The sequence below is a fragment of the Limnospira indica PCC 8005 genome, assembly GCF_000973065.1.
Classification (GTDB): domain Bacteria; phylum Cyanobacteriota; class Cyanobacteriia; order Cyanobacteriales; family Microcoleaceae; genus Limnospira; species Limnospira fusiformis.
The window spans coordinates 3,365,324-3,391,887 of sequence record NZ_FO818640.1 but is presented as its reverse complement, the minus strand read 5'-3'; the positions used below and the strand labels follow the sequence as shown (position 1 = coordinate 3,391,887).

Sequence of the window (26,564 nt, the reverse complement as noted above, 5' to 3'; positions counted from 1 at the left end):
AAGGTTTAACTTGTCTCTCAGGTTGGTTTAAATGGGTAGATTTGGCAGTGATTAATCAATCTGAAAAAAATAATAATATTCACTGTCTATTAATTGCGGGGAATCGCCGTGATATTTAGCTACCGCCCTGTCTAAAAATTCTTTAGCTTCCTGGGGAGATATATTGGCGGCTTGGGCTAGGCTAGAAACCGTTACTAAGCCTCTATGATCTCGAATTAGGTGCAGAAATACCGATCGCTTATATCTTTGGCGGCGGTAGAGTTCCCTGCGTCTTTCGCGATACCATTCCCACATAAACCACCCCCCCATAAACAGGGGAATGCTGCCCAAAATCAACCCCCCCGCCACTTTCCCCCAGGGATTATCTGATATGTTGGTGGGGCTAATTAATTCGGTAGCAGCGGATAACCAGAATATCAACCCCAGGGGAATCAAGAAACTGGCGACTATCAGCTTAAATATCTGCATGGTTTCATCCCCCTGACTTCCTTATTGAGGCTAAATTAATAATATCAACAGCGTATGGCTTCTAACAACCGTGAGAAATAAAACCTGGTAGAAATCATCGATTCTCGGCTAACGGTAAAGCCGTTATCTGAGAGAATTTTGATGATATCTGCCTCCCGGTGTTGATAGGCGCGGGTGGTTTTGCTGGGTCCAGGGAAAAATTCGCCAATTTTTTTAAGTATACTCAGGGCTAAGGTTTTGGGGGCGAAACTCAGAATGATCCTGTTTTCGGCGAGGGAACATAGATGAGATATCATCTCTGCTGCTTGGTTTTGGGGATAGTGAATTAACACATCTAAGCAAATTACGGTGTGATAGCGACCTGTTAATTTTTCTAGGTCTTGCGCCATAAAGTTGATATTACTGGCGCGGGTGATTAGTTGGTTTCTGGCGCGTTGGGATGCTTCGGCGACCATTTTTTCGGAAATGTCGCTGGCGGAAACGATCGCCCCTGCGTCTCCCAAGGGTATGCTGAGGCTTCCGACTCCACAGCCTGCATCACATACCATTAAGCCGCCTAGGTTTCCATCAGCTTGCAGCCATTCTAGGACGCGATCGACGGTTTGCTGGTGTCCGTCGCGGATATCCCGCTGTACCCGGTTGACTTCGCCGTTACCATAAATTCTTTGCCAGCGATCGAAGCCCGTTGAATTAAAATACTGCCGAACAACGGTTTTATCGTCTACCACACTCATGAAACTGCCTGCTGTGAAAAGGGTGTCCAACCCTTGATTCTACCATTTAGGGGTTACAATTTGGAGGTTTTGCTATCCTCAAATTCCTCAAGAAGGGTGGGTTCCTTGGGGACTAACACCCACAGTATGGCATAGATGATAATGCCGGGGGCGGCGGATAGGCCTAAAATAATAAAGGTGAGTCTCACTAGCAAGGGGTCAACATTGAAGTATTGGGCGACTCCTCCGGCTACTCCGGCGATTTGGCAATGTTCACGGCTGCGGTATAATTTTTTCATGGTGTCCTCCTCTAATGGGCGATCGTTTTGGTTGACAGTGATCACTTCAATTTCTGATGGAACAATTCCCGATCGCTTCATGATTAATTGGGGTTCGGAAAACCGCCTATCCCCTGTCCGGCTAACCATCCGGTTGTCCAGGCGTTTTGAAAATTGAAGCCTCCTGTCACGCCGTCAATATCAAGAATTTCTCCGGCGAAATATAGCCCCGGACACCGCCGACTTCCCATGGTCTTAAAGTCTATTTCTTTCAGGTTGACTCCGCCACAGGTGACGAATTCTTCTTTAAAGACTCCTTTACCAGTGATTTGATGGCGACTGCGTTTTAATTCTTCGATGAGTTGATTTAAGTGTTTTTTAGATAGTTCCGCCCAAGGTTGTTGGGGGTGGATTCCTACTCGCATAATTAGATATTGCCAGAGGCGACGGGGTAAATTAATCGGACAGTGGGAAGATGGCGATCGCTTGCCAAATTCTGATTTAGTCTGGAGGATAATTTCTCGCAATTGGTCTATATTTAATTCTGGTAGCCAATCAATTATTAACGGGGTTTTATAACGACATTCCTGCAAAAATCTGGCCCCCCAAGCTGATAATTTTAAGACGGCGGGTCCACTAATTCCCCAGTGAGTAATTAACAGGGGTCCGGTTTGGGTTAAGGGGGTTCCGGTTAGTTTTAGATTCACTGAATCTACGGATATTCCGGCTAATTCCTGCAAGGGTTTATCGGCTATATTAAAGGTGAATAGGGAGGGAACTGGGGGGATGATAGTATGTCCTAATTTTTGGGCAAAATTATAGCCGGCGGGAGTGCTTCCTGTGGCTAGTAATAGGCGATCGCATTGGTAAACTTCCTGGGATTTTAAACAGACTTGAAAGCCTCGCTCAAGTTGAGTAATACCCACAACCGCCGCCCCGGTTTTGACTTTGACTCCCGCATTTTGGGCGCTATTTAATAAGCAATTAACAATGGTTGCCGAATCATCAGTTATGGGGAACATTCGACCATCAGCCTCGGTTTTTAACTTAACTCCTCGCTGGGTAAACCAGTCTACGGTATGTTTAGCTTGAAACCTAGTAAAAGGTCCGCGCAAGGCTTTGTTACCCCTGGGATAGTTGCGAATAAACTCCACAGGGTCAAAACAGGCGTGGGTAACGTTACAGCGTCCGCCGCCAGAAATACGAACTTTGGCTAGGGGAGTTTTTCCAGCTTCTAATAGGGTAACATGGGTTTTAGGGTAGGTTTCTTTACAGGCGATCGCCCCAAAAAAACCCGCCGCCCCACCACCAATTACAATGACTTCGATCATGTCTTGTTTCTCAAAGTTTTATTAATAATTGTACCCGATAAATACCACAGATAAATGCTGAGTAAATATCAGGCACAATTCAGGAATACTTATCCCGCCAAATGTTCTAGCAGCAGGTCGTGGACAAAACGATATCTTCCCCCTACTCTTTGGAGAATTTGGCGATCGCAGGCTTGATTAAGAAACTCCACATAATTCCAGGGTATTACTTTTTTATCCAACAGAAACCAGCGCAGGCTATAGTGTTCGATTATAGTTGCACCTCCTAAACACAAACTAAACATTAAGGCTATGGCTATTCCCGGAATTATTGCTGATAATATGGTGATATATTCCCCGGTTATATACAGATATAACATCGATAAATTTATACCTATTGGACAGGCTATACAGAACATCACCAGGCTATTTTGGGCCGCTTGATTAATCGGCTGATTCGGATATTTGATATGAGTTATACCCATTTGAGTTAAGGGAAACAGCGCCAGGATAATCAAGACAGCCATTAATCCATAAATAAACCCATAAATCAACTGCCCCATTATCCCAGCAATTAAGGCAGTAATTATGCCGCCTACCATAGCAAAAATTACCCCCTTCTTAATTTTAGACCAACCATAATTTAAGAAATGCGGGTTGAAATCATTAGCTAGTATGCCAGCAATCAACCCCACAAATCCTGATGAAAATACATCCCATAAAAAAAATACATCCCATAAAAAATTATGTATTGTACCAATAAGAATGCCGATTGTCGCGCCAAAAATCAACACAAGAATCATCAGATAAATAAACTCCAACAGTTTATTACCCAAGAAATTATGTCCGATTTGGTGTAGTACAAACTCTGACTGATTTTGTGCTTGCATACGCTTGGCTAACCATCGCAGATACCGTTTAGCCATGACGGGTTCATGGTTCAAAATGCCATGAGATTTATCTGGTGTGTTGGGTAGGTTTTTAGTTAACCTTTGGCTAATATAGATATCTAATAAATCACTCTGCAATTGACTGAGATCAGCATCGTTATTATGAAACAAATAACTATCTATTTGAGGATATAAATTTTCCCTATCAATCACAGTTATTAAATCCAGGAATAAGGGAATACTAGCTAAGGTGAGCAATCCTTTGTCGTTTTGTATTACCTCCCAGATATGTCCGCCGTCTAAAGAGTGGAGATAATTATGAATATGCTGATCAGTTAATGGTTGTAAATACACTAATCCTTGTAAAGAATCAATAGTTTTTCCCGATTGTAAATAGTGGTCATCACGACAACAAACTACTCCATCTCGAACATTGAAAAACTCACTTAGTTTCTCAAAAGGTACTTGTTGTAATCCATCAATAAGAGGCAGTATTTTACCATTTTTCAGCCATTTTTTGGCAATAAATCTGGGTAAATTATAGCGATTTTTTAAATCTTCAACCAGCCAACTATCAATAGATTGTTTAGGATTGTTCAAAGTAGCTAATTCAAATAAAATCGGGATAGCACTATCTGAGTCTTCTTCGGCGATTTTAATTAAATCTCTGGCTAATTTCAAAAGTAGGGTGGTTTTTCCTATTCCTGGTTTCCCTAAAATTAATAGTTTCTGCTGGGATACTTTAAATATATCTAGGACTGTTTGTTGGGGTTCTTCGCCTTCTTTTCTGGTAAAAATATGTTCCGGGAGTTGGTGTCGCCATTGTTCCCTAAATGCAGGGTTTAACGAGGATGTTAGGGATAATTGGGGTATTCTGCCATTAGTTTCTGCTTCGGGTTTAGCCACCCGTGAAATTAATTGATCACTGTGGAGGGAATTGTGCAAACGAACTACTACATCATCTTGTTGAATTTTGAGAATTTGTGTACGCCAGTATGATTGGTCAAAATACATTGATAATCACGTAAAACTCCTGGGAGGGTTGGAAGCTCCGTGATTGATCACGGAGAGGAAAACCGACTCAAGCGGCTGACCGCCGCCAGCACCCCCTTGCGGGGTGGAGGGGTATGGTTGCCCCTCCATGGAGCTATGGTTGGCTCCGACTCCCTTGCGGGGTAATGTTTGCGCTTGCGCTAACGCGCACGCTGCGCGAACGCCAATGTTCAGAGTCGGTACTATCCAAATCGCACGTCCTTAACCCCTTAGAGATGTTTAACGATTCGGTTCTAGGGCCTGGAACTAGCACGCATTCCAGGGTAGGAACTTTAACTCTTGCTCTGAACGGAGCCAGTTAAGGCTATAGCTGGTCAGCTACCTGAAAGGGGGGCACGAAGCGCCCGTGCTTCAGCCGGGGGTGCTGACTTTGCTACAATTGGTCTAAGTACGATTATAGATCAAACTCGGATTTTTCGCAAATCCTATGTTAATGGGGAGGATAAACTATTACACGCTATAGAGTCGGTGTTGTCTACTGGTCTGGCTGAAGGTGAGAGTTTCGCCTAAGTTCATCAACTCAATAACTGTTGGTAGGTCACGAGTAAGGAAATTGGTAACATGGCTAAATCTCCCATCAAACTGCAACTAGCTTTTTTGTATCCGTTATTATACCCTCTGTTAAAATTCGGTTTTCCTAATTGTTTATGGAGTGGTAATTTATCTCAACGACAAATCGCCCTAACTATAGATGACGGTCCCCATCCTCAATATACCTTGGAATTATTGCAAGTTTTGGACTATTGTCAGATTAAAGCTAGTTTTTTTTGGTTGGGAATTTTCGTCGAAAAATATCCTAAAATTGCTCAAGAAGTCCATCAGCGCGGGCATTTGATTGGGATTCATGGTTATCAGCACAAGTCTTTTACTAGGTTAAATAAACGAGAATTAAAGTTAAGTTTAGACCGAACTCAATCGGCGATTTGTCAGATTTGTGGATTGCCAGAAAATCAAGTTATCTATGTGCGTCCTCCTAATGGATTGTTTACCGGGAAAACTTTACAACTTCTGAATAATTGGAACTATCGAACAGTGATGTGGTCTGTGGTTCCGGAAGATTGGGTAGAACCGGGGGTAGAGGTGGTGAGCGATCGCATTTTGCGACAGACTAAAAATGGCTCGATAATTGTCCTTCATGATGGCTATTTTGGTGGCTGTCATGTAGCAGAAACTAGCGCTAAGGTGATTCCAAAATTATTAAAACAAGGATATGAGTTTGTCACTATTGATCAGTTGTGGATGGGAAGAAAAAATGATACCCTGTTCCCTGTTAGTAATAAAATGCGATCGCCTAATTAACTATGGTATTAAGACCTGAAACTGATCCAATTACTGGTTTGCTGCGCCTTGTCGGAGATGATAACCCCGTAGATATCACCTTTTTTGAGAATCAATTAGGGGTGTTTCCCTTGGGAGTATTTCTAGGGTCTGGAAATGATACAGTCCGAAGTTTAGTAGACCCAGCACTAATTTATGGAAACCAGGGGAATGATCAAATATTTGGAGGGGGAGGAAATGACACCTTATATGGCGGTCAGGGAGATGATTATATCGAGGGTAATGAAGGTGATGATTTAATCTTTGGAAATGCTGGGAATGATATCCTATCAGGAGGACCGGGAAATGATACCATATTTGGGGGACCGGGAAATGATGTTATTGATGGAGATGCGGGAAATAATCTAATTTATGGTGGACAAGGTTCTGATATTCTTAGGGGTGGAGAAGGTAATGATTTAATTTTTGGAGATGCTGGAGAAAATACCATCTTTGGCGGACCAGGAAATGATACCTTATATGGGGGAACTGATGATGATCAAATTGGTGGCGGACTGGGAAATGATCTGATTTTGGGCGGATCTGGTGATGATATTATTAGCGGTGGCGAGGGGGATGATACCATCTATGGGGGACTGGGAAACGATCTGATTTTAGCAGACGAGGGTAATAATATACTATTCGGAAATTCCGGGAGTAATACCCTAGTGGGAGGGACGGGAAATGATACCTTTGTCTTAGAGGCTGGTAATGGTTGGACCACCATTGCTGACACTGATCAGATTTTTGATTTTACCCCCGGACAAGATACTATTTTGCTACTGGGAGATGCTCCCATAGACCAGCTAAATATTATTCTTGATGACACTAACCCTAATATAAATAATACCATTCTGGAAACTCCCACCGGAGAAATTATAGCCCTATTGCGAGGTATCCGTCCTAATGATATTAACCGCAGTGACTTTTTTGTTCCGGGTGTTTTATCCTTTGAATCAACCAGATTTGAAGTACAGGATAATGGCATGAGTACCCAACCCATTACCGTGGTGCGTTCCGGTGGTGAAGATGGTGCAGTTAGTGTAACTTTGATTCCCAGTTTATTAACTCCTTTACCTCCCAGGGGTGTTGATATCAGCCCAATTATGATTAATTTTCCCGATGGAGAATTGGGGGGTAAAACTGTATCAATTCCCATCGCTAATAATCCCATTGTTACCTATCCTGAAGTCTTAGAATTATCGTTACAAGATGCCACCGGAAATGCTACTTTAATTAATCCCACTGTGGCGACATTAAGCATTATTTCTGACCAGACTCCCCCTGACCCTATCCAAACCTTTAATAACCCCATACCTGAATCTTTTGCTAGGTTTGGCGCGGCTTTAGAAACTGTGAACAATCAGATTTTAATTGGTAGTCCGGGATGGAATAATTCTCAAGGTCTAGTTTATGTTTTAGACGGCACAACGGGAGAAATTTTACCAGCCTTTGAGAACCCTTCTGCTAATGCTGGAAGTTCAGAGTTTGGCGCTGCTATTGCTAGTTTAGGTTTAGCCCCGGTAATTGGTGCGCCCACAGATAGTAGCATCGCCTTTGCTTCTGGTGCGGTTTATGTTTATAATACGATAACTGGTTTACCCGTAACTCAATTATTCAATCCCACCCCAGAACCTTTTGATTATTTTGGCTACAGTTTGGCGACTATTGGTAATGATATAATAATTGGTGCGCCAGGGGATAGTACATCGGAATTGCGAGGGGGAATTGCTTATTTATTTGATGGTATAACCGGAGAATTACGGCAAATTTTTAATAATCCTAACCCGCAACCAGATGATTATTTTGGGGCGGCGATCGCCTCTGTGGGAGACTGGGTATTAATTGGCGCACCGGGTAGCTTGGGAATTGGTCAGTCAAACCGTCCGGGTTCGGCTTATTTATTTAATAGTGTAACGGGAGATTTAATCCAGTCTTTCCGTAACCCTAACCCAGGACTAGATAATTTTGGTCATGCTGTCGCCTGGACGGGAATTGGACGGGATATTATCATCGGATCTCCGGGTGATGACCAGCGGGGAATAAATGCTGGGGCGGCGTTTTTAATTGATGGTATTACTGGGTCAGTTTTGGCAAATTACACACCGGAAAACTTGCGGACAGGCGATCGCTTTGGTGAGTTCATAACCACCACCAGCAACAATAATGTTGTGGTAGGATCTCCCGGTTTCGGTCCTTTCGATTTTGGGGCGGCGTTCAAATTCCAGTTACGCACCGGGGAATTATTAGAAACCTATTTACACCCCGAACTTCCTCCCAGTGATGGAGTGTTGAACTTTGGTAGTGCGATCGCCAGCTTTAATGCAGGGCTAATAATTGCCGCCCCAGACACGAATATCGGCTTAGAAGGTGTTGGGGCGGTTTATCAGTTTTAGGCGACTTTAATGGATTTATACCCGGCGCAAATCTAAGGTTAAAGGGTATTCAGGGCTTAAATTGGGGGTGGAAATTTCCCAAGTTCCGGGAGTGTGACCCATGGCTACAAACCTTTCTAACATCCGGGACTCAGCCTCCCTTTCATTAATGGGAAATGTTGTATAAACTACCCCATTAGGAGGGTTGATATAATAACTACATCCCCCAATAGAACGCATAGCCCAAGTATCAACAATATCGAATAATAGGGGAGTATGGGGGTTAATAGAAGGATGCAATAAAGCCGCATATTGTCGCGCCCGGAACCTGACCCCGCCCACATATTCCCCTGGTTTAAGGGTGGATTTTAACGGCACTGCATAGCCATTACAGGTGACAATATAACGATGGGAAAAGCCATCTAAACCGGGAGAATTTCCCATCGCCCCCCGTAACATAACCTGTAGCCTTTCCATGGAAGAATCAACATATCTAGCGTTACCACCATTTCCGGTTTCTTCTCCTAAAACGTGCCAAGGTTCTATGGCATTTCTTAACTCTAATGTCACCCCATCACGGGTAATTTCTCCATAGACGGGAAAGCGAAAATCTACAAATGGTTTAAACCACGCCAAATTAAAGGGATAACCCGCCGCGTTTAAATCCCTTAAAACTGTGCCTAAATCTTCTTCAATAAAATAGGGCAGTAAAAAGCGATCGTGTAGGGTAGTTCCCCAACGAATTAGGGGTTTAGTATAGGGATGTTCCCAAAACCAAGCTACTAGGGAACGAATTAACAACATTTGCAATAGCCCCATTTGTGCATGGGGAGGCATCGCAAAAGCCCGAAACTCTAATAGCCCTAACTGGTTGCGATAATTCTCTAATGGGTAGAGTTTATCAATACAAAATGCTGAACGGTGAGTATTTCCGGTGACATCAATTAGCAGATTTCGCAATAAGCGATCGACCAATCCGGGTGGTATTTCTCGCCCCTTTTCTAGCTCTTGAAAGGCGATTTCCAACTCATATAATCCTTCGTGTCTGGCTTCATCTACCCGGGGTGATTGGCTAGTCGGTCCGATAAATAACCCCGCAAATAAGTAGGATAAACTAGGGTGATTTTGCCAATAGGAAATCAAACTTCTTAATAAATCTGGGCGACGTAATAGGGGGCTATCTTGAACGCTTTTACCGCCAATGGTGATATGTGCGCCGCCTCCGGTACTTATGCGCCGACCATCTAGGGCATATTTTTCGGTTCCCAACCGACATAGCCGCGCTTCCTCATACAAGGTGGTGGTAATTTCGGTTAATTCTGACCAATTTTTGGCGGGGTGAATATTGACTTCAATTACTCCCGGATCTGGGGTAATCTGAAATCCCATAATCCCATCATTTCCAGGGGGGGTGTATCCTTCAACTAACACGGGAATATTAACAGCAGTGGCGGCTTTTTCAATGGCTGTAATTAAATCTAAAAAACACCGGGCGGAAGTTATGGGAGGAACGAAAACATATATACAGCCATCCCGCGCTTCTACCGCCATGGCTACCCGCACGGAATTTTCTGGTAAATTGATGGGTTCGGAACCAACCACAGCAGGTTTATGATCTAGAGATACTCGCGCTTCTGGGTGCAATTCTTCTGACCAACTTATGCTACTTAATGGCAGTCGAAATCCCAAGGGCGAATCACCTTTTAATAAAATCAATTTCTCCTGTGGTAATTTCCAAGGACAGCTACCCCAGCGTAATTCTTCGGACTCGACAACTGGTAAAATTGGTAAGGCATAACCGGCTAATTCTTCGGTTTCTAATTCATAGGTGGGAATAATGCGATCGCTTTCGATTCCTAAATGTTTAACTAATTCTTGAATAACGATTTCCGCCTGTTTAATCCCATAGCCATAATCGTCACCATCTACCGCCATGAAAGCCCGATTATGCCAAATAGGTTTACCGTCTTCTCGCCAATAACAGCCTAAAGCCCACCTCGGCAAAATTTCCCCCGGATACCATTTTCCCATGCCATAATGTAGCAAGCCGCCACCCTTGGAAAACTTATTTTCTAGGCGGTGTAATAACTGTCCGGCTAACCTGCGCTTTTCCTCTCCCAAGGCTTGTACCTGCCACTGGGGAGACTCAAAATCATCAATAGAAACAAAAGTAGGTTCCCCACCCATGGTTAAACCTACTCCCAAACTTTGCAATTTATCCTCTACTGCTTCCCCGAGGCGGTCTATGGTTTCCCATTGAGTGGGGCTATAGGGTTGACTGGTGCGGGGTTGATTTTCGTAGCGAGAAACTGTCACCGCAAACTCTAAATTTGACCCGCAAGGTTCCGCTGTTCCCTGAACTGGGGAGGCAGCCTGGGGGTCGGCGGTACACACTAGGGGAATATGACCTTCTGCTGCTAAAAAACCAGAGGTGGGGTCTAAACCAATCCAACCAGCGCCGGGAATATATACTTCCGCCCAAGCGTGTAAATCTGCATTATCAGCCTCTGGTCCTGGGGGTCCATCTAATGGGGGAACATCGGGTTTCAGTTGAATCAGATAACCCGATACGAAACGGGCAGCGAGTCCATAGTGCCGCAAAATCTGCACCATTAACCATGCTGTATCTCGACAGGAACCTATTTGAGTTTTTAGGGTTTCTTCGCAGGTTTGAATCCCTGGTTCAAATCTGACTGTATAATTAATATAATCAGAAATTTTCTGATTAATGGTAATGATAAATTCTGGGGTATATATATCTTTGACCCGGTGCTGTTCTACCCAGTCTTTGAGTATGGGGCTGGATTCATCTATTTCTAAAAAGGGGATTAATTCCCGCCCCAGTTGTTCTTCGTAGATAAACGGATAGCGTTCGGCATAGCTTTCCATGACGAAGTTAAACGGATTAATCGGGTGTAAATCCGCAATAATATCTACTGTGACCCCTAGGCGATCGGTTTTTGATAAAAAGTTCAGCCTCCCCAAATAATTGCCATAGGGGTCCTGTTGCCAGGTCATCGTATAATCACTAGGTTCAATCTTGAGGGAATAGCTATTAATGGGGGTGCGACAGTGGGGAGAAGGTCGCAATCCTAATGTATGAGGACCTAGAATTACTGGCTTTTCAAAATGGTAGACAAGCTGATGGTTTAGGCTAACTTTTACTGACATAACTCAATTTGGGCAAGAGGGATATATGGTTCGGAATTTCGCAATTTCAGCCGGCAAAAGACAATACAAAAAAGTTACCTCTCTTGCCTTTTGTCTCTTGCCTTTTGCCCATTGCTATTAATGGAGTTGATGACCACAGCTTCCGCAGAAGCGATCGTCAGGTTGTACTGTCGCACCGCAGTTACTACAGAATTTACGATTTCCTGATGATGGCGCAGATGATGGCTCAGAAGAACCCATTTTTAGTTCCATGTTACCCATCCGCATTTCCATGGGGTTCATACTCATTTGCATATTCCCCATTTGCATCGGTTTCATCGGTTCCATCGGTTTCATCGGTTCCATCGGTTTCATCGGTTCCATCGGTTTCATCGGTGGCATCGAAGATGCCGGGGTACTCGAAACCTGCTGAACTGACATCTGCTGGGCGCTTCCGAGGGAGGGTGTCTGACCCATGACACTCATACTACTTCCCTGGAGTTGCACGAAGTGTTCACCCTGAGCAGTTTCTATTTTCAACACTACCCCATTTCCCGTCCGATACAGGGAGGGGGGGGAAGTCCAGGTTCCGGTCTGGAACCCATTGCTGGCTTGCTGTTGCTGTCCGGGTGATCCACTGGCGATCGTCACAACAGTTTGCGACCCTTGGTTATCAAGATAAACTCTTTGACCGGTGCCTAGCTCGCATACATAAGGCATAATAGCCTCTTCCTACCATAAGAAACATCTAATGCTGATATTGTAAAATTGTTTCCTCACCAAATCCTACTTCTTAACATTTATATTATAAATTCCCCAAAACTATACAGATAGCCGACTATACAGGTTCTTAACATTTGGCAGCCCTCCTCATCCAGTATATAAACTTATGTATCAAATTCCCCTAGTTATGTCATCGATATTTGATAAATCTACTGTGGCGATCGCTCTCCATATATTTATCAATACAATTACTCCTTTTTAATCTAATACCAATAACTCATAAAATCCCGAATAAATACTTAGTCATTAATAATCATGTTTGGCACACCCAACTCCCGCCTCCCCATGGTATAATTTTCAAAAAATAGACTATACTATAAATACATTACTGGAGACAGCTATGACTATAGCTCAGGAATTAGAACCCACTCAAATCACTCCAGACCAAGATATTGAGTTTCCCCCCGGAGATTTAGAAAGTCAGGAGTTGCCATTGGAAAGTTATTTACACCTACAACAAATCTTGTTACTGATTAAATGCCTAGACTGGTTATGGCAAGACCGAAATGATTATTTTGATGCGGGAAACCTGACGATTTACTATAGTCCTCATCAGAAAAAATCATCAGATTTTCGCGGACCAGATTTCTTTGTGGTGTTAGATACGGAAAGGCGATCGCGGAAAAGTTGGGTAGTGTGGGAAGAAGGGGGAAAATATCCTAATATCATTGTCGAGTTATTATCAAGTTCCACAGCTAAGACTGACCGGACTGAGAAAAAGAAAATCTATCAAGATATTTTTCGCACTCCCGAATATTTCTGGTTTGACCCAGAGAGTTTAGAGTTTCAAGGATTTGCGTTAATTCAGGGAACCTATCAACCGATAACTCCCAATGATATGGGACATTTATGGAGTGAACAACTGCAACTATTCTTAGGGATAGAAAATCGTCAACTCCGCTTTTTTAGTCCTGATGGTGTTTTAGTACCAACTCCGGAAGAATCAGCCACTGAAGCTCAACAACAGTTAGGTAGCGTCCAAAATAAGTTAGTAACTACTCAAAATCAATTAGGAAGTGTTGAAAATGAGTTAGTCACTACTCAAAATCAATTAGGAAGTGTTGAAAATGAGTTAGTAATCACTCAAAATCAATTAGGTAGCGTCCAAAATGAGTTAGTAACCACTCAAAATCAATTAGAAATCGAACGACAACAGAAAGACCAACTAGCGGCTAAACTGCGAGAGTTGGGAATTGACCCCGAACAGTTGTAGATAATTGAGGTAAAAATTATGACAGTTACGGAACAGTTAGCATCACTGGAAACCTCACCAGAATGGGAAGATATCGAGTTTCCTCCCGGAGATTTAGAAAGTCAGGAGTTGCCATTGGAAACCTATTTACACCTACAACAAATCTTGTTACTGATTAAATGCCTAGACTGGTTATGGCAAGACCGCAATGATTATTTTGATGCGGGAAACCTGACGATTTACTATAGTCCTCATCAGAAAAAATCATCAGATTTTCGCGGACCAGATTTCTTTGTGGTGTTAGATACGGAAAGGCGATCGCGGAAAAGTTGGGTAGTGTGGGAAGAAGGGGGAAAATATCCTAATATCATTGTCGAGTTATTATCAAGTTCCACAGCTAAGACTGACCGCACGGAGAAAAAGAAAATCTATCAAGATATTTTTCGCACTCCGGAATATTTCTGGTTTGACCCAGAGAGTTTAGAGTTTCAAGGATTTGCGTTAATTCAGGGAACCTATCAACCGATAACTCCCAATAATATGGGACATTTATGGAGTGAACAACTGCAACTATTCTTAGGGATAGAAAATCGTCAACTCCGCTTTTTTAGTCCTGATAGTGTTTTAGTACCAACCCCCGAAGAATCAGCCACTGAAGCTCAACGACAGTTAGGAAGTGTTCAAAATGAGTTAATCACTACTCAAAATCAATTGGAAATCGAACGACACCAGAAAAACCAACTAGCGGCCAAACTGCGAGAGTTGGGAATTGACCCCGAACAGTTGTAGATAATCGAGGTAAAAATTATGACAGTTACGGAACAGTTAGCATCACTGGAAACCTCACCAGAATGGGAAGATATCGAGTTTCCTCCCGGAGATTTAGAAAGTCAGGAGTTGCCATTGGAAAGTTATTTACACTTACAACAAATCTTGTTACTGATTAAATGCTTAGACTGGTTATGGCGAGACCGAAATGATTATTTTGATGCGGGAAACTTGACAATTTACTATAGTCCTCATCAGAAAAAATCATCAGATTTTCGTGGACCAGATTTCTTTGTGGTGTTAGATACTGAAAGGCGATCGCGCAAAAGTTGGGTAGTGTGGGAAGAAGGGGGAAAATATCCTAATATCATTGTCGAGTTATTATCAAGTTCCACAGCTAAGACTGACCGCACGGAGAAAAAGAAAATCTATCAAGATATTTTCCGTACTCCCGAATATTTCTGGTTTGACCCGGAGAGTTTAGAGTTTCAAGGATTTGCGTTAATTCAGGGAACCTATCAACCGATAACCCCTAATGATATGGGACATTTATGGAGTGAACAACTGCAACTATTCTTAGGGATAGAAAATCGTCAACTCCGCTTTTTTAGTCCTGATGGTGTTTTAGTACCCACTCCCGAAGAATCAGCTACGGAAGCTCAACAACAGTTAGGTAGCGTCCAAAATGAGTTAGTAACCACTCAAAATCAATTAGGAAGTGTTGAAAATGAGTTAGTAACTACTCAAAATCAATTAGGAAGTGTTGAAAATGAGTTAGTAACCACTCAAAATCAATTAGGTAGCGTCCAAAATGAGTTGGCAATCGAACGACAACAGAAAGACCAACTAGCTGCTAAACTGCGAGAGTTGGGAATTGACCCCGAACAATTGTAGATAATTGAGGTAAAAATTATGACAGTTACGGAACAGTTAGCATCACTGGAAACCTCACCAGAATGGGAAGATATCGAGTTTCCACCCGGAGATTTAGAAAGTCAGGAGTTGCCATTGGAAAGTTATTTACACTTACAACAAATCTTGTTACTGATTAAATGCTTAGACTGGTTATGGCGAGACCGAAATGATTATTTTGATGCGGGAAACTTGACAATTTATTATAGTCCTCATCAGAAAAAATCATCAGATTTTCGTGGACCAGATTTCTTTGTGGTGTTAGACACGGAAAGGCGATCGCGCAAAAGTTGGGTAGTGTGGGAAGAAGGGGGAAAATATCCTAATATCATTGTCGAGTTATTATCAAGTTCCACAGCTAAGACTGACCGCACGGAGAAAAAGAAAATCTATCAAGAGATTTTTCGCACTCCGGAATATTTCTGGTTTGACCCGGAGAGTTTAGAGTTTCAAGGATTTGCGTTAATTCAGGGAACCTATCAACCAATAACTCCCAATGATATGGGACATTTATGGAGTGAACAACTGCAACTATTCTTAGGGATAGAAAATCGTCAACTCCGCTTTTTTAGTCCTGATAGTGTTTTAGTACCAACTCCGGAAGAATCAGCCACTGAAGCTCAACAACAGTTAGGTAGCGTCCAAAATGAGTTAGTAACCACTCAAAATCAATTAGGAAGTGTTGAAAATGAGTTAGTAACCACTCAAAATCAATTAGAAATCGAACGACAACAGAAAGACCAACTAGCGGCTAAACTGCGAGAGTTGGGAATTGACCCCGAACAGTTGTAGATAATTGAGGTAAAAATTATGACAGTTACGGAACAGTTAGCATCACTGGAAACCTCACCAGAATGGGAAGATATCGAGTTTCCTCCGGGAGATTTAGAAAGTCAGGAGTTGCCATTGGAAAGTTATTTACACCTACAACAAATCTTGTTACTGATTAAATGCCTAGACTGGTTATGGCAAGACCGAAATGATTATTTTGATGCGGGAAACCTGACTATTTATTATAGTCCTCATCAGAAAAAATCATCAGATTTTCGTGGACCAGATTTCTTTGTGGTGTTAGATACTGAAAGGCGATCGCGCAAAAGTTGGGTAGTGTGGGAAGAAGGGGGAAAATATCCTAATATCATTGTCGAGTTATTATCAAGTTCCACAGCTAAGACTGACCGCACGGAGAAAAAGAAAATCTATCAAGAGATTTTTCGCACTCCGGAATATTTCTGGTTTGACCCGGAGAGTTTAGAGTTTCAAGGATTTGCGTTAATTCAGGGAACCTATCAACCAATAACTCCCAATGATATGGGACATTTATGGAGTGAACAACTGCAACTATTCTTAGGGATAGAAAATCGTCAACTCCGCTTTTTTAGTCCTGATGGTGTTTTAGTACCCACTCCCGAAGAATCAGCTACGGAAGCTCAACGACAGTTAGGCATAGCCCAAAATGAGTTAGCCATTGAACGACAACAGAAAGACCAACTAGCTGCTAAACTGCGAGAGTTGGGAATTGACCCCGAACAGTTGTAGATAATTGAGGTAAAAATTATGACAGTTACGGAACAGTTAGCATCACTGGAAACCTCAGCAGAATGGGAAGATATCGAGTTTCCACCCGGAGATTTAGAAAGTCAGGAGTTGCCATTGGAAAGTTATTTACACCTACAACAAATCTTGTTACTGATTAAATGCCTAGACTGGTTATGGCAAGACCGAAATGATTATTTTGATGCGGGAAACCTGACTATTTATTATAGTCCTCATCAGAAAAAATCATCGGATTTTCGTGGACCAGATTTCTTTGTGGTGTTAGATACTGAAAGGCGATCGCGCAAAAGTTGGGTAGTGTGGGAAGAAGGGGGAAAATATCCTAATATCATTGTGGAATTATTATCAAGTTCCACAGCTAAGACTGACCGGACTGAGAAAAAGAAAATCTATCAAGATATTTTCCGTACTCCGGAATATTTCTGGTTTGACCCGGAGAGTTTAGAGTTTCAAGGATTTGCGTTAATTCAGGGAACCTATCAACCAATAACTCCCAATGATATGGGACATTTATGGAGTGAACAACTGCAACTATTCTTGGGGATAGAAAATCGTCAACTCCGCTTTTTTAGTCCTGATGGTGTTTTAGTACCCACTCCCGAAGAATCAGCTACGGAAGCTCAACAACAGTTAGGTAGCGTCCAAAATCAGTTAGTAACCACTCAAAATCAATTAGGTAGCATCCAAAATCAGTTAGTAACCACTCAAAATCAATTAGGTAGCATCCAAAATCAGTTAGCCATTGAACGACAACAGAAAGACCAACTAGCTGCTAAACTGCGAGAGTTGGGAATTGACCCCGAACAGTTGTAGATAATTGAGGTAAAAATTATGACAGTTACGGAACAGTTAGCATCACTGGAAACCTCACCAGAATGGGAAGATATCGAGTTTCCACCCGGAGATTTAGAAAGTCAGGAGTTGCCATTGGAAACCTATTTACACCTACAACAAATCTTGTTACTGATTAAATGCCTAGACTGGTTATGGCAAGACCGAAATGATTATTTTGATGCGGGAAACCTGACTATTTATTATAGTCCTCATCAGAAAAAATCATCAGATTTTCGTGGACCAGATTTCTTTGTGGTGTTAGATACGGAAAGGCGATCGCGCAAAAGTTGGGTAGTGTGGGAAGAAGGGGGAAAATATCCTAATATCATTGTCGAGTTATTATCAAGTTCCACAGCTAAGACTGACCGCACGGAGAAAAAGAAAATCTATCAAGAGATTTTTCGCACTCCGGAATATTTCTGGTTTGACCCGGAGAGTTTAGAGTTTCAAGGATTTGCGTTAATTCAGGGAACCTATCAACCAATAACTCCCAATGATATGGGACATTTATGGAGTGAACAACTGCAACTATTCTTAGGGATAGAAAATCGTCAACTCCGCTTTTTTAGTCCTGATGGTGTTTTAGTACCAACTCCGGAAGAATCAGCTACGGAAGCTCAACAGCAGTTAGGAAGTGTTCAAAATGAGTTAGTAACCACTCAAAATCAATTGGGTAGCGTCCAAAATCAGTTAGCCATTGAACGACAACAGAAAGACCAACTAGCTGCTAAACTGCGAGAATTAGGAATTGACCCCGAACAGTTGTAGATAATTGAGGTAAAAATTATGACAGTTACGGAACAGTTAGCATCACTGGAAACCTCAGCCGAATGGGAAGATATCGAGTTTCCACCCGGAGATTTAGAAAGTCAGGAGTTGCCATTGTCAAGCTATTTACACTTACAACAAATCTTGTTACTAATTAAATGCCTAGACTGGTTATGGCGAGACCGAAATGATTATTTTGATGCGGGAAACCTGACTATTTATTATAGTCCTCATCAGAAAAAATCATCGGATTTTCGTGGACCAGATTTCTTTGTGGTGTTAGATACGGAAAGGCGATCGCGGAAAAGTTGGGTAGTGTGGGAAGAAGGGGGAAAATATCCTAATATCATTGTCGAGTTATTATCAAGTTCCACAGCTAAGACTGACCGGACTGAGAAAAAGAAAATCTATCAGGATATTTTTCGCACTCCGGAATATTTCTGGTTTGACCCGGAGAGTTTAGAGTTTCAAGGATTTGCGTTAATTCAGGGAACCTATCAACCGATAACCCCCAATGATATGGGACATTTATGGAGTGAACAACTGCAACTATTCTTAGGGATAGAAAATCGTCAACTCCGCTTTTTTAGTCCTGATGGTGTTTTAGTCCCGACTCCGGAAGAATCAGCTACGGAAGCTCAACAGCAGTTAGAAGTTGAACGACAACAGAAAGACAAACTAGCTGCTAAATTGCGAGAGTTGGGGATTGACCCTGAACAGTTGTAAATAATGCGGGTTAAATAATTTACAGACATTAGAAATACTTAAATCTCTGACAGCTTTCAAGCCCTCATAAAATAGGATTGAACACCGCCAAAATCGGCTTTAATAAGCTGTTCTTCGTCAATATAGAAATATAAATAATCAGAACAATGAAAAGGATGATTAAATTCTAATAATAATTGTCCTTTGGCATTATGTAAAACTTCTGGTACATAGGAATGAAACTCTGGAAATCCTGCCATTTTAGCGTTAATACCAACTTGATTTTCTGGCTGATAATCTAAAAACCATTCGTCAAATTCATCGCCAATGTCTGTCAATTTATCGGGAATACTATTGTAGCAATAATCCCAAAATATATCCTCTCCTACAGAAAAATCGATTGTATAAATATGGTGATACCATTCATCCCTGTAACGCTTATCTAGGGTGAAGCTAAAATCTGTGACCAGGGTGCTTTCATCTTGAGAAATTTCTGGGAAATAGATAATCCGGTGTGGTTCTGGACCCAGTACACACATGGGGACACTGAGACTAGAATAGAACTGTAATAGACCCTGAGATGGCAATTTAAACCCGGGGAGAGAAGGAACCTCCGCACAGTTAATCTGGAGTAAAAACATCATCATTTCCCCAGTTTGACGATCGCAAGGATACTCCATTCCCTTGGGTAAATAGGGCAACCCTCCGACCTTAGTTTCCCACAACTTCAGGGGATCATTGCTGAGGTCTTTGGCTAAAAAACCCTGTTTATTAAAAGCCAGATTAATATAGGGTTGCACATTACTAACCAGGAAAGAACGCAGAGATTCAAACTCCGGGGGTAAATCTTCTAACAAGCGAGGTGTTACCATAAATAAAACTGCGACGGCGCACAGTCTTAAAGAACTTGATACTGTTTTAGCATAGTTTGGCGAAAGTTGCTAGGTCAAAGACAAATCATATCTTAACTGCTATTTATAATAACACTAATTGTGACTATATTGTTGATTGGTTCCATGTCGGCTTTGTCTCTATAAAATCGATATCGCATATTTAATCCAATCTTCTGCACTATTATTTTCTGATAAATTAGGATGAGATGTAATAGCTTTTAAGGCTTGCATAACTTCGGAAGTGGTATAACCTAAAGCCAACAGAGATATTTCTACTTCCTCTTGGATTTCTGCACTTAAATTAGATGTGGAAACTGTAGGAAGTCCTGCTTGTTTTCGCCACTCTGATAACTTGGTTTTTAATTCTAGGGTAATCCGTTCGGCTGTTTTTTTTCCCACTCCCGGAGTTTTAGTTAAAATCCCGGTATTTCCGCCCACAATTGCTTGGACTAAATCCGGTAATGCGAGGGTATCTAAAAGGGCGATCGCCAATTGCATACCAATACCACTAACACTCACTAATTGACGAAATAGATCTCGTTCCGCCATACTGCTAAACCCATACAAAACCATCAGATCATCCCGGATATGTAGATGAGTAAATACCTGTAAATTTTCGCCGATTTTAGCATCTAAATTCTGCATCCTGGGTAAAATTTGCAACTCATAACCAACTCCATTAACATCAAGCCATAAAAAGACTCTATTTCCCGTCTTTTTATAAATACCAGCTACAGTGCCATTTAAATAACCAATCATAGTCTATTTTTCCTCAAATTATCATAAATTAACCCCGGCTAACGAATAAACTCACTCTGGTTGAGATAGCTATTCACGGTTTGACTGTAATTTGCTACGATCGCCAACATACAAAATAGCATTAAGGCAATAGTTTTGAGTACAAATCGCTTTTGGTCTTGGCTACCTCAACTGTCACGACAAGTGTGGATTTTAGCAGTTGGTCGTCTACTGTCCCAAACGGGAACAGGATTTACCCTATTTTACGCGCCAATTTTCTTTGTTAATCAGGTAGGTTTATCCTCAACCGCCGTAGGAATAGCGCTAGGAAGCGCCCAAATTTCCGGGGTAATTGGGAGAGTCTTCGGGGGGTCTTGTTGTGACTCTCCTCGCTTCGGTCGGCGCTGGACATTATTGGTATCGGCGATAATTTCTGCCCTCTCATCTTTTGTCCTAGCATTTACCACCAATTTTATGATGTTAATTCTAGGGAATTTATTGTTAGGATTAGGTATCGGACTTTACTGGCCAGCCACAGAAACCATAGTAGCTGATTTAACCACGGGAAAGACCCGCAACGAAGCCTATGCTATCACTCGTTTGGGGGATAATATCGGCTTACAGGTCGGCATTATCATGGGTGGGGTAGTGATTGCCACAACGGGGGCTTATCGACTGTTATTTGTGCTAGATGGATTGTCTTTCCTCATCTTTTTTATAGTGATTTATCTAGCGATAGCGGAAACCTACCAACCCCCCATTATATCAACAGATACCGAATCCGCTGCATCTTCTAATAGTTGGATGGTGGCTTTAAGCGATCGCACCCTATTAATTTATGCAGCAGTCAATATTTTATTTACCTTCTATATGTCGCAAATTCATAGCACCATTCCCCTATATCTTAACAACTTTGTGAAAGCCGAATTTTCCAGCATCACCATTAGCGCCCTGTTTGCCGGACACACAGCGATCGCCATCTTACTTTTACTCCCCATGTCCCGCATTCTTAATCCTCTCAGTCGCCCCCATGCCCTAATTGTATCAGCTATACTATGGGGCATAGGATTTTTAATTACGGGGTTAATGGGAATAGTAAAAACCGGAACTTTAACCTTAGCTATTCTGGGATTAGGAATTTTAGCGATCGCTACAGTTACTTATAGCCCCGCCGCCTCGTCCTTAGCGGCTAATCTGGCCCCGGACTCCCTGCGAGGAATTTATTTAGCTATTAATTCTCAATGTTGGGCGATCGGTTATTTAATCGGCCCCCCTCTTGGGGGATTAGCCCTTGATCAAACCCAGGAAATTATTAGCCAATTTTGGTTAGGATTAGCCCTAAGTGTCTTGATAGCGATCGCCATTTTACAGCATCTGCATAAAACCATGAAGCATCTCAACCACTAATCCCTATATATCAATTCTTCAGCTTGAAACTGATGGTTAGTATCTAAACACCAGTTGAGTAAGTCAGTAGCCTGACCCCCGATCACAGAAACAATAATATAGGAGTATTCCGACCAGGCGCAAACCCGATCAAATTCTGAAGGAATCGCAGTATAATCGGGGTGCGAATGATATATACCAATAATCGAAAGATGGCGATCGCGTCCCTCCTTTTGCGCTTTCATTAACGCTTCTGGGGCGATCGTAAAACGTTCTTGGCGAGTGGTTATATTGGGGCTATTGTCTAACCCTTGGAATACCTCAGCAGTGACTGGACTCCAAGCATTTTCCATCGACCAAACTTCCATAATCATTTTGCGATCGCCTGAGTCTTGCCGCCCCATGAGCAAACCACAACACTCCTGGGGATAACTTTGTTCTGCATGATTCCGAATTTTAGCAACTTGTTCAGAGGTGATAATTAACATAATTTTGGCATCAATTAACCATCTACTTACCTAGGGTAGCCATCGGGGGTTAAATCCCAAAAACGGCAATTCTTCCGGTTTCCATTGAGAAGCATTAGCATCTGTTGAACTATCCGTTACTAAAGGCAATAACCACAGGCGACTCGTGGTAATAGTATCTCCCCCATCAGTACGAGGTCGGTTTTCTATCTCTTCATCCATAATTCTAGTTATAGTTTGATCAAACAGTAAAGCCAGACCATCGGGAGATAAACTCAGATTAATTTGTTGCTGATTCGGCAAAATTACCAGCGGGAAAATCTCCTCAGTTTTTAAGTCGATCGCCACAATATAAGGCTGTTCTGTGTATTCCTCGTTATCCTCAATTAGCTCAGTAATTAGAGCATAAATAATTGTCTGGCTAGGGTCAAAATCGATACTCAGAATATTGCCAAACTCAGCAGTTCTATATAATTCCCGTTCATTACCTACCGTATCCACCACAAATAGCGATCGGGTTCCATCGGAATTAAACTTTAGTAGCGCCGCCGCCGACCCATCGGCAGCAAACCCCAAAACCTGACCAAACTTGGGTAAATATTCCAGCACCTCAGCATTGGGTTCTAAGGGTAAAATAGTCGTCAGATCCGGCCCTTGGGAAATCAGCAAAGATTTGCTATCAGGTGCAATCATAAAATTTCCCCCCTGAGTTTCTAAAGGTCTCGGAGAACGTCCCTCCCGAATCACCCAAGGACTAGCATCAACCGGATTTTTTTTGTTGACCCGCTGCACAACAATCACCTTACCATCACGAGACAAATCAAATCGGAGGTTACTGTAATATTTGTTATCTAAAATTGTTTCTAATTGACCACGATGTTGAGGCGCTGAAGAACCTTGACCTACAGATTCAGGGTTAATACCAGTCATCACAGTATACAATTGTGGGTCAAACTGTCCACTACTACGATCACCCCTTTCTATAGCTAAAAACAAAATGCGATCGCCCCTCGGATAAGGTTCAAACTGTATTACCGTTAAATTTTCAGGAGTTAAAGCCACAGGTGTCGGGTCTTGAGACAAATTCACCAGCATCAGTCTCCCTTCCTGGTCTCCTTCCACCCCAATATATACAAAAGCGCGATCGCGACTACGAAAATAGCCCGTAAACGGTTCAATTAACTGACCTTCCTGATTCTCATATAATTGATCCGTTACCCCTTGTAACTGCACACTGAACGGCGTACCATAGGGAACCGGATCTAGCAAAGTATAAGCCATGCGCTTTCCCGCCCAACTGATTTTTCCCGGTAAAGGCGGGTCAATGCGGAGATTTCTCTCTACCCCCTCCCGGTCCATCGGACGGTTAAATGTCAACAGAAACGCCCTATCTTCCGCCCCTACCAGCCTATTCGCCCAACTGAACTCTCGCACACGAGGAATAGTGCGATCGCCACTCAAAACCACCCCCAAAATTAACACACCCAAAACTAACATCAAAGTGATCGCCGCTCGATCCAACGGTTGACTTTTTTCCGCCAAATTCCTCAATTTAGATGGAAAGCTGGTCATAGTTCCTCTATATGTATGCTTATGATCCTGTCCTACATTAGCACAACTACCAAAATTCAGTTATCACTGATAGACAATTTCACAGGTTTAGCCATTTCTGCCATCTTAATTAATTCATGAATTTGGGTGTCTTTATTAACCGGAATACGAGAAATTCGGAACGGATTTTTTAACTGAGTTGGTCGGGAGACTCGATTATCATAAAGATACCCAGTTAAATGATAGCCTCTCAGATATCTTTCTAATTGAGTAGATAACGCACCAAAAGGATAAGCAATATGAGCAGCCACTAATTGATTACGATCTAAATCTTCGGTACATTTCCGTAATTGAGATTTCCCCCATTCCAACTCAATCCGTAAATTATTAGCATCTAGTTTAGTCAGATTTTGATGAGAATAGCCGTGAGACTGAATATCATAATATCCCTTGGCAAAACCATATCGTAAATCCTCACAACTTAGATGAGGAATATAGGGAGGCATATTAACCCCCATATAAGCAGGATTAACAAATAAAACCACCTTCACTTTTTCACGATAAATATATTCCAAGTCTTTTAAGATTGGCAGTACATGATCATGAACCCCAGCATAACCATCATCAAAGGTAATCATCACTGGCTTGCGGTTTTCATACTCAGCCGGTATAGGTTGAGACTTTTGGATAAAATAAACAAATAAATCCTGGCTAGACAGAAACCAATAATCATTAACTACTAGGTAATTCAAAAAACTATAAAGCTGGCGTTTTTCGTAATCTGTACTAACTAGGGGACGCTGAAATTTAACTAAGTCTTCCCGGCTATCAATAATATCATGAAATCCAAAGATAGGAACTCTCACCCATGGAGATTTACTAGCACCAGAAACACTTATACTTAATAAACTTAACAGTAATAGCCATATACTCCGTATAGATAGCCTTTTAGCAATTATTAATATCTCCAAAAACCTGTTAATATTAGTCATTGATTCTCCACCATTATACCTGCCTCTCCCCAACCCTCTTTCAGAGATAGTTACATTATCCATTATCCACCCATCCTCTCATTTTACCAGGATTGAGTAAACCTAGAGGATCATATTTTCGTTTAAAGTTTAATTGTTGTAGATCAACCTTCTTCATTCCCCCATCTTCCAAAATGTAGGTATGGGGATTAAAAATAATTGCCCCTCGGTCTTCATGATATTGGATAATTTCATTTAACCTAGCTTCATTCGTAAATCGGACAATTGGTAACCCGGCTGGGTGTAAATTTCCCCCAGTACGCAGAAACTCCAAATGCTGAATCACCTCATCCCCAAAATAATCATAACATTCCTGAATCAATTTTAATTCTGGGTCGGCTGGAAATAGGGTTTGTAAATAGGTTAAAGATGGGTCTATACTGCGAGCGTGTAAAGTCGTATGATTCCAGGTAAACTCAATGATAGTTGTACCCTTTACGGTTTCCTGGGTGGATTTTTGATAGCAGATTTTACCCTGAAAATTTTTAATCAATTCTTGTAAAGGTTCGAGGCTAGTTTCAGCTACCATTAACAGTGCCGCCTGTTCACCAGATGGGATCATCTCACGAAAAGGAATAAAATAGGATGGAATTGGGGCGGCGCAAATAGAAACTAATTTTTTGATCATACCATCGGACTGACTTAAAGCCTGACCGAATTTCGCAGCATTCATAAACTCGTTAAAGGTGACAATTAACTCCACCCATGGATATACAGGTGCTAGAGGTATTTCTAATTGGGTAATAATGCCATTAGTACCATAGGCATGATTAATATTTTGCACGGCATCTCCCCTGAGTTCAATTATCCTAGGTTCCGCTTCTAAGGTGACAACACGGACGGCGTGAAGGTTGCCATTATCCCGTAATTGTCCATAAGTAATCGAACCAATACCACCACTACCACCACCAATAAAACCCCCAATAGTCGCTGTCCGATAGGTAGAGGGAAACATCCGCAGTTCCCAACCAATTTCGCGAGTTTTTTTGTCTAATGCTGCTAGTTTAACCCCCGGTTCTACACAGGCACAACCTGGCTTAATCCAGACTATATTATTCATTTTAGACATATCTAAAATTACCCCACCTTTCAGGGGTACACACTGCCCATAGTTCCCGGTTCCGGCTCCCCTAACCGTTAGGGGTATCTGATAGTCAACGCAGAGTTTAGCTACTTTTAAAACTTCCGATTCCGAACGGGGAAGCACTACAATATCACCCGTTTTGTCTTGTAAAAGCGGTTTTAAGATGGGGCTAAAGTGGTAGTAGTCTTGGGATAGTTTGGCTACCTGAGAGCGATCGCTTATCGTTTCAATCTCTCCTAACATGGCACAAAAATCATCCCAGTTGTGCTGGTCACTTGCTCGTGTCATTTGCTTTTACCTTGAATTTCAATTCACCGCACATCCCCGCCAATTACCAGCTC

Annotated in this window: 24 protein-coding genes; 11 read left to right on the top strand and 13 right to left on the bottom strand. The window is 42.0% G+C overall.

Annotation, left to right across the window (positions count from 1 at the left end):
- Positions 1-51 precede the first annotated feature (51 nt).
- From XZ46_RS14740 to XZ46_RS14720, 5 genes are all read right to left on the bottom strand, one after another.
- Positions 52-468, bottom strand: a complete 417-nt coding sequence (locus tag XZ46_RS14740; RefSeq protein ID WP_008051526.1) for a hypothetical protein — start codon at positions 466-468, stop codon at positions 52-54.
- Positions 469-512: 44 nt separating this feature from the next.
- Complete coding sequence (gene bchM / locus XZ46_RS14735; protein WP_008051525.1) at positions 513-1,202, bottom strand: magnesium protoporphyrin IX methyltransferase; 690 nt, start codon at positions 1,200-1,202, stop codon at positions 513-515.
- Between the two features lie 53 nt (positions 1,203-1,255).
- Positions 1,256-1,609, bottom strand: coding sequence for a PspC domain-containing protein (locus XZ46_RS36750; protein ID WP_228116346.1), 354 nt, complete (start codon positions 1,607-1,609; stop codon positions 1,256-1,258).
- The gene (locus tag XZ46_RS14725) at positions 1,564-2,790 is read right to left on the bottom strand and encodes a BaiN/RdsA family NAD(P)/FAD-dependent oxidoreductase (RefSeq protein ID WP_008051522.1); all 1,227 of its coding nucleotides are present in this window, start codon (positions 2,788-2,790) and stop codon (positions 1,564-1,566) included. The genes XZ46_RS36750 and XZ46_RS14725 overlap by 46 nt, the downstream gene beginning before the upstream one ends.
- A gap of 89 nt (positions 2,791-2,879) precedes the next feature.
- The gene (locus XZ46_RS14720; RefSeq protein ID WP_006668792.1) at positions 2,880-4,673 is read right to left on the bottom strand and encodes an NACHT domain-containing protein; all 1,794 of its coding nucleotides are present in this window, start codon (positions 4,671-4,673) and stop codon (positions 2,880-2,882) included.
- A 600-nt stretch (positions 4,674-5,273) separates the two neighbouring features.
- On the opposite strand from XZ46_RS14720, the gene XZ46_RS14715 reads away from it, so the two are divergent.
- Together XZ46_RS14715 and XZ46_RS14710 are read left to right on the top strand one after the other, a co-directional pair.
- Complete coding sequence (locus tag XZ46_RS14715; protein WP_006668793.1) at positions 5,274-6,011, top strand: polysaccharide deacetylase family protein; 738 nt, start codon at positions 5,274-5,276, stop codon at positions 6,009-6,011.
- Positions 6,012-6,013: 2 nt separating this feature from the next.
- Positions 6,014-8,425, top strand: coding sequence for a hypothetical protein (locus XZ46_RS14710; RefSeq protein WP_008051518.1), 2,412 nt, complete (start codon positions 6,014-6,016; stop codon positions 8,423-8,425).
- A gap of 15 nt (positions 8,426-8,440) precedes the next feature.
- Here the strand turns inward: XZ46_RS14710 and XZ46_RS14705 are convergent, their stop codons facing one another.
- Both XZ46_RS14705 and XZ46_RS14700 read right to left on the bottom strand, forming a co-directional pair.
- Positions 8,441-11,575, bottom strand: a complete 3,135-nt coding sequence (locus XZ46_RS14705; RefSeq protein ID WP_006625120.1) for a transglutaminase family protein — start codon at positions 11,573-11,575, stop codon at positions 8,441-8,443.
- Positions 11,576-11,692: 117 nt separating this feature from the next.
- The gene (locus XZ46_RS14700; RefSeq protein WP_008051516.1) at positions 11,693-12,274 is read right to left on the bottom strand and encodes a zinc-ribbon domain-containing protein; all 582 of its coding nucleotides are present in this window, start codon (positions 12,272-12,274) and stop codon (positions 11,693-11,695) included.
- Between the two features lie 403 nt (positions 12,275-12,677).
- Here XZ46_RS14700 and XZ46_RS14695 point away from each other — a divergent pair, with 403 nt between their 5' ends.
- Genes XZ46_RS14695 through XZ46_RS14660 form a run of 8 tightly spaced genes read left to right on the top strand, consistent with a single transcriptional unit; the run spans position 12,678 to position 19,094 of the window.
- A complete protein-coding gene (locus tag XZ46_RS14695; RefSeq protein ID WP_006625122.1) occupies positions 12,678-13,550 on the top strand; it encodes a Uma2 family endonuclease in 873 nt (290 codons plus the stop codon).
- 18 nt (positions 13,551-13,568) lie between these two features.
- A complete protein-coding gene (locus XZ46_RS14690; RefSeq protein ID WP_048895110.1) occupies positions 13,569-14,318 on the top strand; it encodes a Uma2 family endonuclease in 750 nt (249 codons plus the stop codon).
- 18 nt (positions 14,319-14,336) lie between these two features.
- Entirely contained in the window at positions 14,337-15,191 is an 855-nt protein-coding gene (locus XZ46_RS14685) for a Uma2 family endonuclease (RefSeq protein WP_048895109.1), read from the top strand.
- An 18-nt stretch (positions 15,192-15,209) separates the two neighbouring features.
- On the top strand, positions 15,210-16,001 hold the full coding sequence (locus XZ46_RS14680) for a Uma2 family endonuclease (protein WP_048895108.1): 792 nt from the start codon (positions 15,210-15,212) through the stop codon (positions 15,999-16,001).
- 18 nt (positions 16,002-16,019) lie between these two features.
- A complete protein-coding gene (locus XZ46_RS14675) occupies positions 16,020-16,748 on the top strand; it encodes a Uma2 family endonuclease (protein ID WP_048895107.1) in 729 nt (242 codons plus the stop codon).
- A gap of 18 nt (positions 16,749-16,766) precedes the next feature.
- Positions 16,767-17,579, top strand: a complete 813-nt coding sequence (locus tag XZ46_RS14670) for a Uma2 family endonuclease (protein ID WP_048895106.1) — start codon at positions 16,767-16,769, stop codon at positions 17,577-17,579.
- Positions 17,580-17,597: 18 nt separating this feature from the next.
- On the top strand, positions 17,598-18,368 hold the full coding sequence (locus XZ46_RS14665) for a Uma2 family endonuclease (RefSeq protein WP_048895105.1): 771 nt from the start codon (positions 17,598-17,600) through the stop codon (positions 18,366-18,368).
- Positions 18,369-18,386: 18 nt separating this feature from the next.
- Positions 18,387-19,094 carry a Uma2 family endonuclease gene (locus tag XZ46_RS14660; RefSeq protein WP_008051510.1) on the top strand — a complete coding sequence of 236 codons (708 nt, stop codon included), beginning with the start codon at positions 18,387-18,389 and terminating at the stop codon, positions 19,092-19,094.
- Positions 19,095-19,150: 56 nt separating this feature from the next.
- On the opposite strand, the gene XZ46_RS14655 is transcribed toward XZ46_RS14660, so the two are convergent.
- Complete coding sequence (locus XZ46_RS14655) at positions 19,151-19,945, bottom strand: DUF1963 domain-containing protein (RefSeq protein ID WP_008051509.1); 795 nt, start codon at positions 19,943-19,945, stop codon at positions 19,151-19,153.
- 159 nt (positions 19,946-20,104) lie between these two features.
- Positions 20,105-20,725: a Holliday junction branch migration protein RuvA gene (gene ruvA, locus XZ46_RS14650; protein WP_006625125.1), complete on the bottom strand. Its 621-nt coding sequence runs from the start codon at positions 20,723-20,725 to the stop codon at positions 20,105-20,107.
- A gap of 135 nt (positions 20,726-20,860) precedes the next feature.
- On the opposite strand from ruvA, the gene XZ46_RS14645 reads away from it, so the two are divergent.
- Positions 20,861-22,111, top strand: coding sequence for an MFS transporter (locus XZ46_RS14645; protein ID WP_008051508.1), 1,251 nt, complete (start codon positions 20,861-20,863; stop codon positions 22,109-22,111).
- Here XZ46_RS14645 and XZ46_RS14640 read toward each other — a convergent pair.
- From XZ46_RS14640 to XZ46_RS14625, 4 genes are read right to left on the bottom strand one after another with little or no spacing between them, the layout of a single operon-like run.
- Positions 22,108-22,578 carry a M67 family metallopeptidase gene (locus XZ46_RS14640; RefSeq protein ID WP_008051506.1) on the bottom strand — a complete coding sequence of 157 codons (471 nt, stop codon included), beginning with the start codon at positions 22,576-22,578 and terminating at the stop codon, positions 22,108-22,110. The genes XZ46_RS14645 and XZ46_RS14640 overlap by 4 nt on opposite strands.
- A gap of 30 nt (positions 22,579-22,608) precedes the next feature.
- Entirely contained in the window at positions 22,609-24,129 is a 1,521-nt protein-coding gene (locus tag XZ46_RS14635; RefSeq protein WP_008051505.1) for a hypothetical protein, read from the bottom strand.
- 56 nt (positions 24,130-24,185) lie between these two features.
- A complete protein-coding gene (locus XZ46_RS14630) occupies positions 24,186-25,100 on the bottom strand; it encodes a polysaccharide deacetylase family protein (RefSeq protein ID WP_046319471.1) in 915 nt (304 codons plus the stop codon).
- Positions 25,101-25,155: 55 nt separating this feature from the next.
- Positions 25,156-26,511, bottom strand: coding sequence for an FAD-binding oxidoreductase (locus XZ46_RS14625; RefSeq protein WP_006625130.1), 1,356 nt, complete (start codon positions 26,509-26,511; stop codon positions 25,156-25,158).
- Between the last annotated feature and the right edge of the window lie 53 nt (positions 26,512-26,564).